The sequence below is a fragment of the Providencia sp. PROV073 genome (genome assembly GCF_033688125.1).
In the GTDB taxonomy this organism is placed as follows: Bacteria; Pseudomonadota; Gammaproteobacteria; order Enterobacterales; family Enterobacteriaceae; genus Providencia; species Providencia hangzhouensis.
In genome coordinates this window covers 214,102-228,806 of sequence record NZ_CP096353.1, presented here as the reverse complement: position 1 = coordinate 228,806, position 14,705 = coordinate 214,102, and the positions used below count along the sequence as shown (strand labels likewise).

The 14,705-nt window shown below is 43.3% G+C and carries 14 protein-coding genes; 10 read left to right on the top strand and 4 right to left on the bottom strand.

Annotated elements, in window-relative coordinates:
• Nucleotides 1-93 precede the first annotated feature (93 nt).
• The 3 genes from envZ to greB form a co-directional block, all read right to left on the bottom strand.
• Nucleotides 94-1,425, bottom strand: a complete 1,332-nt coding sequence (envZ, locus tag M1F17_RS00995; protein WP_036958604.1) for a two-component system sensor histidine kinase EnvZ — start codon at nt 1,423-1,425, stop codon at nt 94-96.
• Entirely contained in the window at nt 1,422-2,141 is a 720-nt protein-coding gene (ompR, locus tag M1F17_RS00990) for a two-component system response regulator OmpR (protein ID WP_004266122.1), read from the bottom strand. Before ompR ends, envZ begins: the two co-directional genes overlap by 4 nt.
• Nucleotides 2,142-2,257: 116 nt before the next feature.
• On the bottom strand, nt 2,258-2,743 hold the full coding sequence (greB, locus tag M1F17_RS00985) for a transcription elongation factor GreB (RefSeq protein WP_004262861.1): 486 nt from the start codon (nt 2,741-2,743) through the stop codon (nt 2,258-2,260).
• Nucleotides 2,744-2,911: 168 nt separating this feature from the next.
• Between greB and M1F17_RS00980 the strand changes: the two genes are divergently transcribed.
• The 4 genes from M1F17_RS00980 to M1F17_RS00965 all read left to right on the top strand — a co-directional run bounded on the left by M1F17_RS00980 (nt 2,912) and on the right by M1F17_RS00965 (nt 8,405).
• A complete protein-coding gene (locus tag M1F17_RS00980) occupies nt 2,912-5,242 on the top strand; it encodes a Tex family protein (RefSeq protein ID WP_180312294.1) in 2,331 nt (776 codons plus the stop codon).
• A 339-nt stretch (nt 5,243-5,581) separates the two neighbouring features.
• Nucleotides 5,582-5,812: a ferrous iron transporter A gene (gene feoA, locus M1F17_RS00975; protein WP_004262866.1), complete on the top strand. Its 231-nt coding sequence runs from the start codon at nt 5,582-5,584 to the stop codon at nt 5,810-5,812.
• 29 nt (nt 5,813-5,841) lie between these two features.
• The gene (gene feoB, locus M1F17_RS00970) at nt 5,842-8,160 is read left to right on the top strand and encodes a Fe(2+) transporter permease subunit FeoB (RefSeq protein ID WP_144138715.1); all 2,319 of its coding nucleotides are present in this window, start codon (nt 5,842-5,844) and stop codon (nt 8,158-8,160) included.
• 11 nt (nt 8,161-8,171) lie between these two features.
• Nucleotides 8,172-8,405, top strand: coding sequence for a FeoC-like transcriptional regulator (locus M1F17_RS00965; protein ID WP_180312293.1), 234 nt, complete (start codon nt 8,172-8,174; stop codon nt 8,403-8,405).
• A gap of 48 nt (nt 8,406-8,453) precedes the next feature.
• On the opposite strand, the gene bioH is transcribed toward M1F17_RS00965, so the two are convergent.
• The gene (gene bioH, locus M1F17_RS00960) at nt 8,454-9,233 is read right to left on the bottom strand and encodes a pimeloyl-ACP methyl ester esterase BioH (protein ID WP_036958605.1); all 780 of its coding nucleotides are present in this window, start codon (nt 9,231-9,233) and stop codon (nt 8,454-8,456) included.
• Nucleotides 9,234-9,286: 53 nt separating this feature from the next.
• Between bioH and M1F17_RS00955 the strand changes: the two genes are divergently transcribed.
• From M1F17_RS00955 to glpD, 6 genes are all read left to right on the top strand, one after another.
• On the top strand, nt 9,287-9,970 hold the full coding sequence (locus tag M1F17_RS00955) for a DNA utilization protein GntX (protein WP_094960829.1): 684 nt from the start codon (nt 9,287-9,289) through the stop codon (nt 9,968-9,970).
• A 63-nt stretch (nt 9,971-10,033) separates the two neighbouring features.
• Nucleotides 10,034-10,612, top strand: a complete 579-nt coding sequence (gene nfuA / locus M1F17_RS00950; protein ID WP_004266130.1) for a Fe-S biogenesis protein NfuA — start codon at nt 10,034-10,036, stop codon at nt 10,610-10,612.
• An 88-nt stretch (nt 10,613-10,700) separates the two neighbouring features.
• Nucleotides 10,701-11,024, top strand: a complete 324-nt coding sequence (glpE, locus tag M1F17_RS00945) for a thiosulfate sulfurtransferase GlpE (RefSeq protein ID WP_004262879.1) — start codon at nt 10,701-10,703, stop codon at nt 11,022-11,024.
• A 16-nt stretch (nt 11,025-11,040) separates the two neighbouring features.
• Complete coding sequence (gene glpG / locus M1F17_RS00940) at nt 11,041-11,886, top strand: rhomboid family intramembrane serine protease GlpG (protein ID WP_318837182.1); 846 nt, start codon at nt 11,041-11,043, stop codon at nt 11,884-11,886.
• Nucleotides 11,887-11,914: 28 nt separating this feature from the next.
• Nucleotides 11,915-12,673, top strand: coding sequence for a DeoR/GlpR family transcriptional regulator (locus tag M1F17_RS00935; RefSeq protein ID WP_004262881.1), 759 nt, complete (start codon nt 11,915-11,917; stop codon nt 12,671-12,673).
• Between the two features lie 293 nt (nt 12,674-12,966).
• Nucleotides 12,967-14,472, top strand: a complete 1,506-nt coding sequence (glpD, locus tag M1F17_RS00930) for a glycerol-3-phosphate dehydrogenase (RefSeq protein ID WP_112307981.1) — start codon at nt 12,967-12,969, stop codon at nt 14,470-14,472.
• The last annotated feature ends 233 nt before the right edge of the window (nt 14,473-14,705 follow it).

Genomic DNA, 14,705 nt, shown 5'->3' with positions numbered 1-14,705 from the left:
GCAAGCGAGGATATCTCGGGGAGCATACACAAGTATGTGACCCGAGTAGCCGAACGCAGCCAACAACGCTGCCGCGCAAAGTGTGAAGAGTATTTAGTCTTCTTTCTCTTTAAGAGGAAGCAAAGCCCTAATCGCAAACCCACCACGCTCACTCTTATGGATCTCAATGCTCCCTTCATGAGCATCGACAATTCGGCGAATAATCGCTAGCCCTAGCCCTGTGCCTTTGTTGCTACGAGCTTTTTCACCCTGTACAAATGGCTGGAACAGGCGATGAATGTCTTCTTCTTTGATACCTGCACCGTCATCTTCGACTTGGAACCAAACGGAGTCTTCCGTTTTTCCACTACTGACTTTGATCCAGCCATTACCATAGCGGTAAGCGTTAACAATCATATTGGTAATCGCGCGTTTAATTGCTAATGGGTTACCATTAACAATCATTGAGCCAGGCTCAAGTGCGGTTTCAATTTCACCGATGACATTACTTTCTGAGTTCACCGCTTCCATTAAAATAGCGTTAAGGTCACAGAATTCCATATCCATTTCTTGACCAGTTTTCAGATAAGACATGAATTGGCCGATGATCGCATCACACTCTTCTATATCTTTATTAATAGATTCAGCCAGATAGCTATCTTCTGGGCTCATCATTTCTGTCGCTAAACGAATACGGGTTAAGGGAGTTCTTAGGTCATGACTTACCCCTGCCATTAAGACAGTTCGGTCATTTTCTAAGGTTTTAATCCCTGCAGCCATGTGGTTAAAAGAACGAATAGCGGCTCTAACCTCAGTGGCGCCTTTTTCCTGCATTGGGGGTAAAATTACCCCTTTGCCGACTTCACCTGCGTGGTATTCCAATTCAAGCAACGGCTTGTTCTGGTAGCGTATATACAACCATACCCCTGCAAAAATGGTGAGAAAAATTGTTAATGTATAGCGAAAAACAAGGGAGAACTGGTTTTGGCCGATTTCAGTCAGTGGAACTCGCACCCAAATATCAGGTGCGAGATAAGACGTTAGCCATAGAATGGGGTATTCTCGGCCTAATTCAAGGTGAACACTCGCCTTACCACCAATATATTCCGACATATGTTCACTTAGAAAATCATACTCTTTTGCCCAATTCAGTCCTTCTTCCATCGCCGCTGAATGTGCATAAAAGGTAATTCCTAATTCATTGTAGATTTTCTTACGCAACGCGGGAGATACCCGCACTGAGGTTCCATCTTGTAGAACCATTTTCTCTGTCATTAATGTTCTTACTTCGTATGCCAGTACCTTGTTGAATTGCTGTAAGCTAGGCATTACAACAAAATTCAACACGACCATATAACTGGTCACGAGACTCGCAAACAGTAAGGCTACAAATAAAAATAACGAGCGAGAAAATGTACTACGCCTTGAGAACCTCAGTCGCTTCATGCTTTACTTCCATCAGGAACAAACACATAGCCCAAGCCCCAAACCGTCTGGATATAACGAGGGTGTGCTGGGTCTTCTTCAACCATGCGGCGTAAACGTGAAATTTGAACATCGATTGAACGTTCCATCGCACTGTATTCACGACCTCGCGCTAAGCTCATTAACTTGTCACGAGATAACGGTTCCCTTGGGTAAGAAACCAACACTTTTAACACCGCGAATTCACCGCTGGTTAATGGCATATTCTCATCACCTTGGAACATTTCTCGTGTCCCAAGATTTAATTTAAATTTACCAAAAGTAATTATCGCATCATCTTGAGATGGCGCACCCGGTAATTCATTAGCTTGGCGACGTAAAACCGCACGAATACGAGCTAGCAATTCCCGTGGATTAAAAGGTTTTGGAATATAGTCGTCCGCACCGATTTCTAAGCCAACGATGCGATCAACTTCTTCGCCTTTCGCTGTTACCATAATAATAGGAATTGGGTTATTTTGACTACGTAAGCGACGGCAAATTGATAAGCCATCTTCACCCGGTAGCATTAGATCTAAGACGATCAGATGAATAGATTCTCTTGTCAGGATTCTGTCCATCTGTTCTGCGTTCGCGGCACTCCTTACCTGAAAACCCTGCTCAGTGAGGTAACGTTCCAGCAGTGCACGTAAACGCATATCATCATCGACGACAAGAACCTTATAACTTTCCTGCATTTTGTAGCCCTCAAGATGTGCATCTTTCAAATTATTTTTTTAATGAATGTAAGTAAAACAATATTAATGCTCACTAATTTACCACTAACGTAGGATTTAATGAATCATTTTACACTTCAGGTGGTTAGTGGCTGGTAGCTTATTTCTAACACAAAATAAGTCACCTGCCCTCCTGGCGTATTTACTGTTATTTCATCATCAACCTGTTTACCTATCAAGGCTCGTGCTACGGGAGAATCAATTGAAATCCATTGTTTTGTAGGGTTGAATTCATCAGCACCGACGATACGGAATATTCTGATATTTTCATTTTCATCTTCTAGTTTAACCCATGCTCCAAAAAACACACGGCCTTCTTGGCGAGGATCAGGCTCGATAATCCTTAATTGATCCAATCTTTTGGATAAGAAACGGATGCGTCTATCAATTTCGCGCAACCTTTTTTTGCCGTAAATATATTCTGCATTTTCTGAGCGATCCCCTTGAGCTGCGGCCTCTGAAACAGATTGAGTAACCCGAGGACGTTCTTCCTTCCACAGGTATTTCAGCTCTTTATCTAATGCATCCCAACCTTCACGTGTAATTAAAAGACTTTTAGTCATAACCTTTGAATATTAATCAGTGAAACCATAATTATAGTATTTTATAGAACATAATCTGAGACTTTCCTACCAATAGGCTCAAATTCAGTCTGGAAATTCTCGTTACCACCAAGTATAACAGTGCAGTAAATTTTTTAACTGTTCTTTCAGTAGGTATTTAAACTCGACATGAATGAAACTCTAAGCCAAATTATTGCAGCGGAACTGCAAGCCCAGCCGAAACAGGTTTTTTCTGCCATCACACTATTAGATGAAGGGAATACTGTCCCGTTTATTGCACGTTACCGTAAAGAGGTTACCGGTGGGTTGGACGATACTCAGCTTCGCCAGCTAGAAAGCCGTTTAGGGTACTTGCGCGAATTAAATGACCGTAAACAAACCATTCTCAAATCGATAGAAGAGCAAGGTAAATTGACTCCAGAGCTTGCCTCCGCTATCAACACTACGCTTAATAAAACCGAACTTGAAGACCTGTATCTTCCTTATAAACCGAAACGTCGCACCCGTGGGCAAATTGCTATCGAAGCAGGGCTTGAGCCTTTAGCGGACACCTTATGGAATGACCCTAGCCAATCACCTGACGAACTTGCAAAAACGTATATCGATGCAGATAAAGGTGTTGCTGATGTCAAAGCCGCCTTAGATGGTGCTCGTTATATCCTTATGGAGCGTTTCGCCGAAGATGCGGCACTTTTAGCGAAAGTTCGTGACTATATTTGGAAAAATGCCCACCTTGTTTCTGTTGTTGCAGAAGGTAAGCAAGAAGAAGGGGTAAAATTTAGTGACTATTTTGAGCATCACGAGCCTGTTGCTCAAGTCCCTTCTCACCGAGCGCTTGCGATGTTCCGTGGTCGTAACGAAGGAATTTTACAACTTTCATTAAACTGTGATCCGCAGTTCGATGAACCGCCAAAAGAAAGTTACTGCGAAGAAATTATCACCCGCCATTTAGATATTCGTTTAAATAATGCTCCGGCTGACCAATGGCGTAAAGCCGTGATCAGCTGGACATGGCGTGTCAAAGTATTACTGCACTTAGAAACAGAGGTCATGAGCTCACTGCGCGAAAAAGCTGAAGAGGAAGCTATTAACGTGTTTGCTCGTAACCTTAGTGACTTACTGATGGCGGCACCAGCGGGAATGCGTGCCACCATGGGCTTAGATCCAGGTTTACGTACTGGGGTGAAAGTCGCTGTCGTGGATGCGACAGGTAAATTAATTGCGACGGATACGATTTATCCGCATACCGGACAAGCCGCAAAAGCGGCAACCATCGTTGCGGCACTTTGCCAAAAACATAACGTCGAATTAGTAGCGATTGGTAACGGCACCGCTTCTCGTGAAACGGAACGTTTCTTTGCTGAAGTACAAAAACAATACCCTGAAGTCACTGCACAGAAAGTCATTGTCAGCGAAGCTGGCGCTTCTGTTTATTCCGCTTCTGAACTTGCGGCTTTGGAGTTTCCTAGCTTAGATGTGTCTTTACGTGGTGCCGTATCTATTGCTCGTCGCCTACAAGACCCGCTTGCTGAATTAGTGAAAATTGATCCTAAATCCATTGGGGTTGGCCAATATCAGCATGATGTTAGCCAAACTCAGTTAGCGCGTAAACTCGATGCGGTCGTCGAGGACTGTGTAAACTCCGTTGGTGTTGATTTGAATACCGCTTCTGTTGCCTTACTGACTCGCGTTGCCGGTTTAAGCAAAATGATTGCGCAAAACGTGGTGGACTGGCGCGACCAGAATGGCCAGTTTAGTGATAGAAAACAGTTACTCAAAGTTGCACGCCTTGGGCCAAAAGCCTTTGAACAATGTGCGGGCTTCTTACGTATCACCAATGGTGAAAACCCGTTAGATGCTTCTACTGTTCACCCTGAAGCTTACCCGATTGTTGAAAAAATTCTTGAGTCAGTCCGCCAGCCGCTCAAAGAAATTATGGGTAACTCACAGGTGCTTAATGCCTTGAGCCCACGTGACTTTACTACTGAGCAATTCGGGGTTCCAACTGTCACTGATATCATTAAAGAACTGGAAAAACCGGGTCGTGACCCACGTCCTGAGTTTAAAACTGCCACCTTCGCAGAAGGTGTAGAAACGATGAATGACCTGACTTCTGGCATGATATTAGAAGGCGCAGTCACTAATGTGACCAACTTCGGTGCTTTTGTGGATATTGGTGTTCACCAAGACGGTTTAGTTCATATTTCTTCACTTTCAAATAGTTATGTCGAAGACCCACACAAGGTGGTAAAAGCGGGCGACATTGTTAAAGTAAAAGTGTTAGATGTTGATATTGCACGCAAACGTATCGCTTTAACGATGCGTTTAGATGAGCAAGCGGGGGATTCTAATAGTTCTCCTCGCCGTGCCGCCCCTGAACAGGAAAAAAATACGCGTAAAACACCTCAATCAAGAGGAGGTTCACGCCAAAACAACGCATCTTCGGGTAATAGTGCCATGAGTGATGCCCTTGCTGCTGCATTTGGCAAGAAACGTTAACTCTGTTAATAGGCATCGCAATGTACCTGTTGTGGTGCCTATTTCAATAAATAATGCTGTAATTAATTACCCCAGCCAATATATTAGGCATAATTAAACCCTCTCCCCCGTTTACCCCACCATTATTTTTGCTAACGAAACACCGCAAACTCAATGCTTCGTTGATCCATATCAAGTCAAATTGACGAAAAAAGAGGCTAAATATAATAAAAGGTGGATGATTATGATTCTCATTGTTAATTAGATTTATTGTTGTTTGGTGGTCTCGTTACCTGAGCAATTGTAATCATTAACAATTGTCATCGATATCATTATGAATTAAATGATTAGGAAGACACTATGGCAATACTTCCTCAATGCAGCTACAAAATACTTGGTTTCTCCCCAGAAATCAGTCCTGCATACCGACAAAAACTGCTTTCACTCGGTTTACTTCCGGGTTCTGTCTTTAAAGTGGTGCGTTTAGCGCCTTTTGGCGATCCTGTACAAATAGAAACTCATCGTGTCAGCTTAGTGCTACGCAAAAAGGATCTCGCCCTACTCAACCTAGATGAAGCGACCACCGCTTAAGTATTTCTTTTTTATTATTGGCAAACACTATGAAACGTTTAACCATCGGCTTAATTGGTAACCCCAATGCAGGCAAAACGACCTTATTCAACCAGCTCACAGGGTCAAGACAGCGTGTCGGTAACTGGGCTGGGGTCACTGTTGAACGAAAAGTCGGTCGCTTCCATACAGATGACCATAAAATCGAGCTCGTTGACCTACCTGGCACCTATTCTCTGACCACGATTTCTGAACAAACCTCTCTCGACGAACAAATCGCCTGCTACTTTATTTTAAGTGGTGAGGCAGACATGCTCATTAATGTTGTCGATGCGTCTAATTTAGAACGTAACCTTTATCTGACATTACAATTAGTCGAGTTAGGCGTTCCATGTATTGTCGCCTTGAATATGTTGGATATCGCTCAAAGCCAACATATTGATATTAATATAGCTGAATTAGAAAAACAGCTCGGCTGCCCTGTGATCCCAATGGTTTCAACTCGAGCAACTGGTATCGATAAACTGAAAAAAGCCATTGATACACATCCACAAAATAGCCAGCAAGCCCTTGTGGAATATCCACCCCAATTATTACAGGCAGTGGATTCATTATCTGAACAAATTTCAGCACAACAATTTAGCCACCAGCAACGCCGCTGGCTAGCATTACAGATCCTCGAAGGAGATATATATAGTCGCCAACGCGCGGAAATATCTGAAGGGCAATTGCTGGCGATACGCCAAACACTGAAAGAAAGCTTAAACGAAGAACCTGAACTACTCATTGCCGACGCACGTTATCAATCTATTGCCACAATTTGCAATGCTGCGATTAACAATAGTGCCGCTGAACCAAATCGACTAACACAATCACTGGATAAATTTATTCTGAGCCGTTGGCTCGGCGTGCCAATTTTCTTGTTTGTGATGTATTTGATGTTCGTCTTAGCCATCAACATTGGCGGTGCCTTACAACCCTTCTTTGAAGGTGCATCAGAAGCAATATTTATCCATGGAATTCAATGGCTAGGTGATTATTTCAGCTTCCCTGATTGGCTAACTATTTTCCTTGCTCAAGGTGTTGGTGGCGGTATTAACACGGTTTTACCGTTAGTGCCACAAATCGGGATGATGTACCTGTTCCTTTCAATACTGGAAGACTCGGGTTATATGGCGCGAGCGGCTTTCGTAATGGACCGCCTCATGCAAGCACTAGGTTTACCGGGTAAATCCTTCGTACCTTTGATTGTCGGTTTTGGTTGTAACGTACCATCCATTATGGGTGCCCGCACGTTAGACGCACCCCGTGAAAGACTAATTACTGTATTAATGGCTCCGTTTATGTCTTGTGGGGCAAGACTGGCCATTTTCGCCGTTTTTGCTGCCGCTTTCTTTGGCAAAAATGGGGCAAGTGTGGTCTTTTCTCTCTATATTTTAGGGATTGTTGTCGCTATCTTAACTGGGTTACTACTAAAACATACCCTCATGCGTGGCGAAGCCTCTCCATTTATCATGGAACTTCCGGTTTACCATGTGCCACACATCAAAACACTACTGATTCAAACATGGCAACGCCTCAAAGGCTTCGTGGTACGTGCAGGTAAAGTCATCATCGTTGCCAGTATCTTTATTGGTGCATTAAATAGCTTTTCTTTCTCTGGTAAGCCTGTTGATAATATTAATGACTCCGCACTGGCTTCTGTCAGTAAAGTCATAACCCCTGCTTTACAACCTATTGGCGTGCATGCTGATAACTGGCAAGCGACCGTTGGGTTGATTACCGGGGCGATGGCCAAAGAAGTGGTAGTGGGAACACTAAACACCCTGTATACCGCTGAAGCCATTACTTCTGAGCCGTTTGATGCAGAATCTTTCAATTTATGGGAAGAACTGGGAGATGCGGTTTCTGAAACTTGGGATAGCTTAAAAGAAACCTTTACCTTAAGCGCGCTATCAAACCCTATCGAAGCTAGTAAAGGCGATGGAGAGATGGAATCCGGCTCAATGGGAACCATGGCAGCAAAATTTGGTTCAGGAATTGCAGCTTACAGCTACCTCATCTTCGTCTTGCTGTATGTGCCTTGCGTCTCGGTGATGGGGGCTATCGCACGTGAAACCAATAAAAGCTGGATGAGTTTCTCCATTCTGTGGGGTTTAAATGTGGCTTATAGTCTTGCAGCTCTATTTTACCAAACAGCGACTTTCAGCGAACACCCACAAAGTAGCTTGATTACCATTACTGCGGTTATCCTGTTCAACCTTGCCTTGTTTATATTCTTACGTCGCATGCGTAGCCGCGTAACCTTGAATATCAAGAGCAAAACCGCAGAGCAATGCTCTGGCTGTTCAAGAGATGCTTGCCACTAAGGAATGAAACGATGACCAGCTTGCTACAAATAAGAGATTTAATCGCCTTATATGGGCAAGCTGACATCGCACTACTTAGTGAGCAGCTAAATACGCCAATCCCATTAATTAAAGCAATGGTTGAGAAGCTAGTCAGTTTAGAAAAAATTGAACAAGTCGATATCAGTGCTTGTTTAACAGGCAATAGCTGTAAAGGTTGCCCTGAAAGCACTGATTGCGCTCATTTTGTGTATAAAATCAAATAATAGAGACACCACAAAAAATCAGCCCCAAGTTAGGCTGATTTTTTTTATTTATTCCTCGGTACGACTTTGAAAATCCAACAAGTATTCGCAGAACTCATCAGGATGAGAAATAAATGGCGCGTGAGCGCTATTGCGCATAATCACGGATGGCGAATTCGGATACAGCTCATCTAAAATAGGCACTATTTTGCGCGGTACCAAGCCATCGAGATAACCATAAATGCGCAAGAAAGGAATAGGTAACTGTTTTAATTCATCCCGCAAATCTTCGGTACGTAATGATTCAAGCCCTGCATTTAGTGTTTCAACAGTTGGAATAGGCTGCTCAAGTACCACTGATTTCAAAGTTTTTGCATCATTTCTTGCACTTTCAGTGCCTAAAGTTTGCAATGCTAAAAAACGCTCGACGGTGCGATGAAAATCAGCCGAAAGTTGCTGCTCGAAACCTAATAAAACCTCTGGCCGGATCCCTGCCCAACCGTTTTCTTCTGCTTTAAAGCATGGGGAAGAAGCAACGGTAATTAACCCTTTGACTTCATAAGGATGGTCAAGCGCAATACGGCTTGCAACTAGCCCACCAAGTGACCAACCGAGCCAAATCGCGTTTTTAGGGGCTTGCTCCCACAAAATATTCGCCATCGATTGAATATTCATGGGGGAGAACCCTTGGCTACGTCCGTACCCCGGCAAGTCAACCAAATGAACCCGAAAGTGCGAAGCGATTCGCGGAATAATTGTTTGCCAGACTTGTGCATTCAATCCCCATCCGTGCAGCAACACAAGATCTTGTTTACCTTCACCAACGGTCTGCCAATATAACTTTGCCATCGTTACACTCTCTTCATTCATTTATTCGTCAACTCGTTTAACAGGACTCTACTATGCTAACAATGGAGGGGGGCTGCTGGCTATGCCATCAATCACTAAAATTACCTCATCAAGGTGTTTGTAGTTTTTGTCTTGAAGGATTACCTAAAATGCCAACCTGCTGTTTGCGCTGTGCTTTACCCTGTGAACAGCCTACCATGGAGTGTGGACGCTGCCTAAAAAACCCTCCTGCATGGCAGAGAATTATCACTGTAACCCCATACCAAGCCGCTTTACGCATGTTAATCCATCGGTTTAAATTTCAAAAACAACCTCAGCTTGCTTTTACTCTAGCTCGTATCTTTGCGTTATTTTGGCTCACGGGTTACCGCCAACAAAAATGGCACAAACCGGACTTAATTGTCACAATTCCATTGCATCGCCGCCGTCTGTTGTGGAGAGGATTTGACCACATGGCATTAATAGGCGAAAATTTATCCAGATGGTTAAATATCCCCTATTCGCAAAATTCATTATCGCGTAGTCGTGCTACACTGGCACAGACAACACTAAAACGTGAGTATCGCCAAAACAACCTAAAGGGAGCATTTACCTTAAACGACTCGGTTTCAAACCTACATGTTGCTGTTATTGATGATGTTATTACAACAGGTTCCACGATGAATGCCGCAGCACAATTGTTGATTTGTGCGGGAGCACGTACTGTTGATGCATGGTCACTGTGTCGCACCTTGTAGGAAAGGGGTAAATGGGCGTATTATAACCAACTAAAGCAGTCAACTATTATTGAGCAAATGATTATGATTAATATTACTGAAGCAGCACAGGCTCATTTTGCCAAGTTGTTGGAAAATCAAGAGCCAGGAACTCAAATCCGTGTTTTTGTTATCAACCCAGGCACACCAACCGCAGAATGCGGTGTGTCATACTGCCCTCCGGGTGCCGTTGAAGCAACAGATAAAGAACTAAAGTTCGAGAAATTATCTGCTTATGTTGATGAAATTAGCGCTCCATTCTTGGATGATGCCGAGATTGACTTCGTTACCGACCAACTAGGCTCACAACTGACGTTAAAAGCGCCGAACGCCAAAATGCGTAAAGTCTCTGATGACGCACCATTAATTGAGCGTGTTGAGTATGTTTTACAGTCACAAATTAACCCACAACTTGCCAGCCACGGTGGCCGTGTTTCCCTGATGGAAATCACCGATGAAGGCTTTGCAATTCTGCAATTTGGTGGCGGCTGTAACGGTTGTTCAATGGTCGATGTCACGCTTAAAGAAGGTATCGAAAAAGAACTTCTCAAAATGTTTGAAGGTGAGCTAAAAGGCGTTAAAGACCTGACTGAACACCAACGTGGCGAGCACTCTTTCTACTAATCAATACCACGAATATTTGGCACTCTGTTTTTACGAGTGCCTATTATTTAACCTTTAATGGGTTGTTACCTACTGTATTCGGTATTTTATGGACCATTTTGAAACACTAACACCAGAACAAGCCTATCAACATTGGTTAGACGGCACGGCCATACTGGTAGATGTACGAGACCCACAAAGTTTCCGTGCAGGCCATGCTAGTGGAGCCTATCACCTCACCAATGAGTCACTGAGCCAATTTTTAGAACAAACGGATTACGAACAACCTGTTATGGTGATGTGCTACCATGGGCACAGTAGCCAAGGTGCTGCACAATATCTGATCAACATTGGCTTTGAATCTGTATATAGCATCAATGGTGGATTTGAAGCATGGTTAAGGGAATATCCACAAGCCGTTACGGCTCTCTAGATGAGAAAACGCATTCATGATCCACATCACCTCCTTTGCTAATCCCAGAATGGCGCAAGCCTTTGTTGACTATATGGCTAGCAAAAATATTCACTTAAAAATAAAGCCATCACAAGAACAAGCTGTCTTTGAGCTTTGGCTAGAAGATGAGCAACTTCAACCTCAAGTCCAAAAAGAATTAGATATTTTTCTACAAGACCCAAATCACCCTCGCTACCTAGAAGCCAGTTGGCACACGGGAAGCGCAGATACCCAGTTTCAATATCGCAATTACCTAACTTGGGGTTACCTTAAAGAACAATCTGGCCCTTTAACTATCGCTGTTATTTTGTTGTCGATTGTTGTATATCTTTGGGTAGAAATGACTGATGCACGAGAAGTTCTACGTTATTTGGCATGGCCTATTGGCGACCAACAAACGGAACTTTGGCGTTGGTTTAGTCCTGCATTGGTGCACTTTTCGCTATCACATATTGGTTTCAACCTTGCGCTCTGGTGGTTTTTGGCTGGGCAAGTAGAACGAAAGCTCGGAACGGGTAAATTATTCACTATCTTACTGGTCTCAGCGCTGTTTAGTAACTGGGGGCAGTCGCTGTTTAGTGAAAACAACTTTGGCGGCTTATCTGGTGTCGTCTATGCCCTTGTCAGCTATGTGTGGTTAACGGGTGAACGTCGTCCCGAAAGTGGCATCAATGTTCCTCGAGGGTTAATGATATTCTCGATTATCTGGCTTTTTTTCGGTTACTTCGATGTTTTAGGTATGCATATTGCCAATGCCGCACATACTTCAGGGTTAATTATCGGCTTATTGATGGGAGTATGGGATAATAGGCACAGTTTTAAACACCAGAGCTCCAGATAAAACATTTTAATAATTAGAGGCTAACGCTGTGAAACAAACCCAGAGACATGATGCAATAGTTGAGCTTGTGCGTCTTCAGGGATATGTCAGTACTGAAGAACTCGTCGAACACTTTGAGGTTAGCCCTCAAACGATCCGTCGAGACCTCAATGACCTCGCTGAACAGAATAAAATTCAGCGGCACCACGGTGGCGCAGCACTGCCTTCAAGTTCTGTGAATGCAGCTTATAATGACCGTAAAATCATGTGGTCAGATGAAAAAGCGCGTATCGCGCAGCATGTTGCAAGCCAGATCCCTGATGGTGCGACACTATTTATTGATATTGGTACAACCCCTGAAGCGGTTGCTCATGCGCTGGTTAACCATAAAAACCTACGTGTGGTGACCAATAATCTTAACGTCGCCACCTTGCTGATGCCAAAAGAAGACTTCCGCCTAATTTTAGCGGGAGGTGAAGTACGATCACGAGATGGCGGTATTGTCGGTGAAGCGACCCTCGATTTTATTTCCCAATTTAGGTTAGATTACGGCATTTTGGGCATCAGTGGTATTGATATGGATGGCTCATTACTTGAGTTCGATTACCACGAAGTTCGTACCAAACGCGCGATTATTGAAAATTCACGTTGTGTCATGCTTGTCACCGACCATTCTAAATTTGGTCGTAACGCGATGGTTAATTTGGGTAATATGAACCTAATTGACTATTTATTTACTGATAAACAGCCACCAGACAGCATTCTCAAAGTGATTGAGCAACATAATGTTCAATTAGAGCTTTGTTAATCAAATAGTTACCTTCATGATGGTAGTCCCAGCTACCATCATGTTCATTAGTCCCCTTCCCCACCATAGTCCCCCACCTTACAGGTGTTTTTTTCTTTTTCGCGCGAAACCCTCTTTTCCCTCTTGTAAATAACAATACTTTATATGTGGGTATTGAAAAAAAATTGTTACCAATATCACGCAGTTGTTATTTTTTTCATTAATAATAGTTGGCATCACTATCTATTTTGACTACAATCAAATGAGCGAAAACGAACATTATTGAAAGCGTTTCGAACATCTCAGGGGGATGCATGGAAACTAAAGACTTGATTGTCATCGGCGGCGGGATCAACGGCGCTGGAATTGCAGCAGATGCTGCAGGTCGTGGATTATCGGTATTACTGCTCGAAGCTCAAGACTTGGCAAGTGCGACTTCATCTGCGAGTTCTAAACTCATTCATGGTGGCTTACGTTATTTAGAGCATTATGAATTTAGATTAGTCAGCGAAGCTTTGGCAGAACGTGAAGTGCTATTACGATTAGCACCGCATATTGCCTTCCCAATGCGCTTCCGCTTACCTCATCAGCCTCATTTACGTCCAGCTTGGATGATCCGTATTGGCCTATTCTTATATGACCATTTAGGCAAACGTGTCAGCTTACCAAGTAGTAAGGGGCTGAAATTCAACCAAAACTCTGTACTAAAACCTGAACTAACAAAAGGTTTTGAATATTCCGATTGTTGGGTTGATGATGCGCGTTTAGTTGTGTTAAACGCTCAAGAAGTGGTACGTAAGAGTGGTGAGGTTCGTACTCGCACAAAAGTGACTCGCGCTTACCGTGAAAACGGCTTATGGGTTGTTGAGGCTCAGGACTTACGTACAGGCGAAACCCATACATGGAAAGCAAAAGGGCTGGTTAACGCCACAGGGCCTTGGGTAAAAGAGTTCTTTGATGATGGGCTGAAATTAAAATCACCTTACGGTATTCGCCTAATCAAAGGGAGCCATATTGTCGTTCCGCGTGCTCATGATGAACCACAAGCGTACATCTTACAAAATGAAGATAACCGTATTGTATTTGTTATCCCGTGGATGGATGAATTTTCTATCATCGGCACCACTGACGTAGAATACAAAGGCGACCCGAAAGACGTCAAAATTGATGAAAACGAAGTTAACTATTTACTGAAAGTGTATAACGACCACTTCAAAAAACAGTTAACCGTGAGTGACATTGTTTGGGACTATTCAGGTGTTCGCCCACTATGCGACGATGAATCGGACTCACCACAAGCCATTACTCGTGATTACACATTGGATATTCACGATGAACAAGGCCAAGCGCCATTGTTATCTGTATTTGGCGGTAAATTAACCACTTACCGTAAATTAGCGGAAGCTGCTGTGAATAAGTTAGCGACTTACTATCCAAATGCAGGTGGCCCATGGACTAAAAATGGTCAGTTACCAGGTGGCGATATCGAAGGTTGTGACCGTGATGGTTATGCACGTGTATTGCGTCAACATTATCAATGGCTTCCTGAAGGTTTAGCGCTACGCTTTGCCAGAACCTACGGTAGCAACAGTAAGTTAATCCTTGAAGGTGCAAATTCACTCAGCGACCTCGGTGAAGCCTTCTCTGCGAATGTCTATGAAGCAGAATTACGTTACTTAGTCAAACATGAGTGGGTAACAGAATTGGATGATGCCATTTGGCGTCGCACTAAATTGGGTATGTGGCTGAATGAAGAAGAAAAACAGCGCATTGCTCAGTGGTTAGCAAAAAATGGGTTGTCAGAGCACACCTCTGCATAATCGTAAAAATCTCGTTGTTATAAAATCTCGTTGTTAATGGAAAAGGCCAGTTGCAATTGTTGACTGGCTTTTTCTATTTTTAGTTTGTACGACTTTCAGAAAAACCCCAATCACGATAATTTGCACAAATCAATTCCATCTGTTTATAATGTACGCGACCTTACTTCTCACCCAACTTCGCAGGTACGCCTCACGATGAACTAAGCACTGCCAGAAAATATTTTCTAATACCC

What these genes read in the sequence shown, in the direction of transcription:
- envZ (WP_036958604.1), bottom strand. Translation starts at nt 1,425, where the DNA reads ATGAAGCGACTGAGGTTCTCAAGGCGTAGTACATTTTCTCGCTCGTTA.
- ompR (WP_004266122.1), bottom strand. Translation starts at nt 2,141, where the DNA reads ATGCAGGAAAGTTATAAGGTTCTTGTCGTCGATGATGATATGCGTTTA.
- greB (WP_004262861.1), bottom strand. Translation starts at nt 2,743, where the DNA reads ATGACTAAAAGTCTTTTAATTACACGTGAAGGTTGGGATGCATTAGAT.
- M1F17_RS00980 (WP_180312294.1), top strand. Translation starts at nt 2,912, where the DNA reads ATGAATGAAACTCTAAGCCAAATTATTGCAGCGGAACTGCAAGCCCAG.
- feoA (WP_004262866.1), top strand. Translation starts at nt 5,582, where the DNA reads ATGGCAATACTTCCTCAATGCAGCTACAAAATACTTGGTTTCTCCCCA.
- feoB (WP_144138715.1), top strand. Translation starts at nt 5,842, where the DNA reads ATGAAACGTTTAACCATCGGCTTAATTGGTAACCCCAATGCAGGCAAA.
- M1F17_RS00965 (WP_180312293.1), top strand. Translation starts at nt 8,172, where the DNA reads ATGACCAGCTTGCTACAAATAAGAGATTTAATCGCCTTATATGGGCAA.
- bioH (WP_036958605.1), bottom strand. Translation starts at nt 9,233, where the DNA reads ATGGCAAAGTTATATTGGCAGACCGTTGGTGAAGGTAAACAAGATCTT.
- M1F17_RS00955 (WP_094960829.1), top strand. Translation starts at nt 9,287, where the DNA reads ATGCTAACAATGGAGGGGGGCTGCTGGCTATGCCATCAATCACTAAAA.
- nfuA (WP_004266130.1), top strand. Translation starts at nt 10,034, where the DNA reads ATGATTAATATTACTGAAGCAGCACAGGCTCATTTTGCCAAGTTGTTG.
- glpE (WP_004262879.1), top strand. Translation starts at nt 10,701, where the DNA reads ATGGACCATTTTGAAACACTAACACCAGAACAAGCCTATCAACATTGG.
- glpG (WP_318837182.1), top strand. Translation starts at nt 11,041, where the DNA reads ATGATCCACATCACCTCCTTTGCTAATCCCAGAATGGCGCAAGCCTTT.
- glpD (WP_112307981.1), top strand. Translation starts at nt 12,967, where the DNA reads ATGGAAACTAAAGACTTGATTGTCATCGGCGGCGGGATCAACGGCGCT.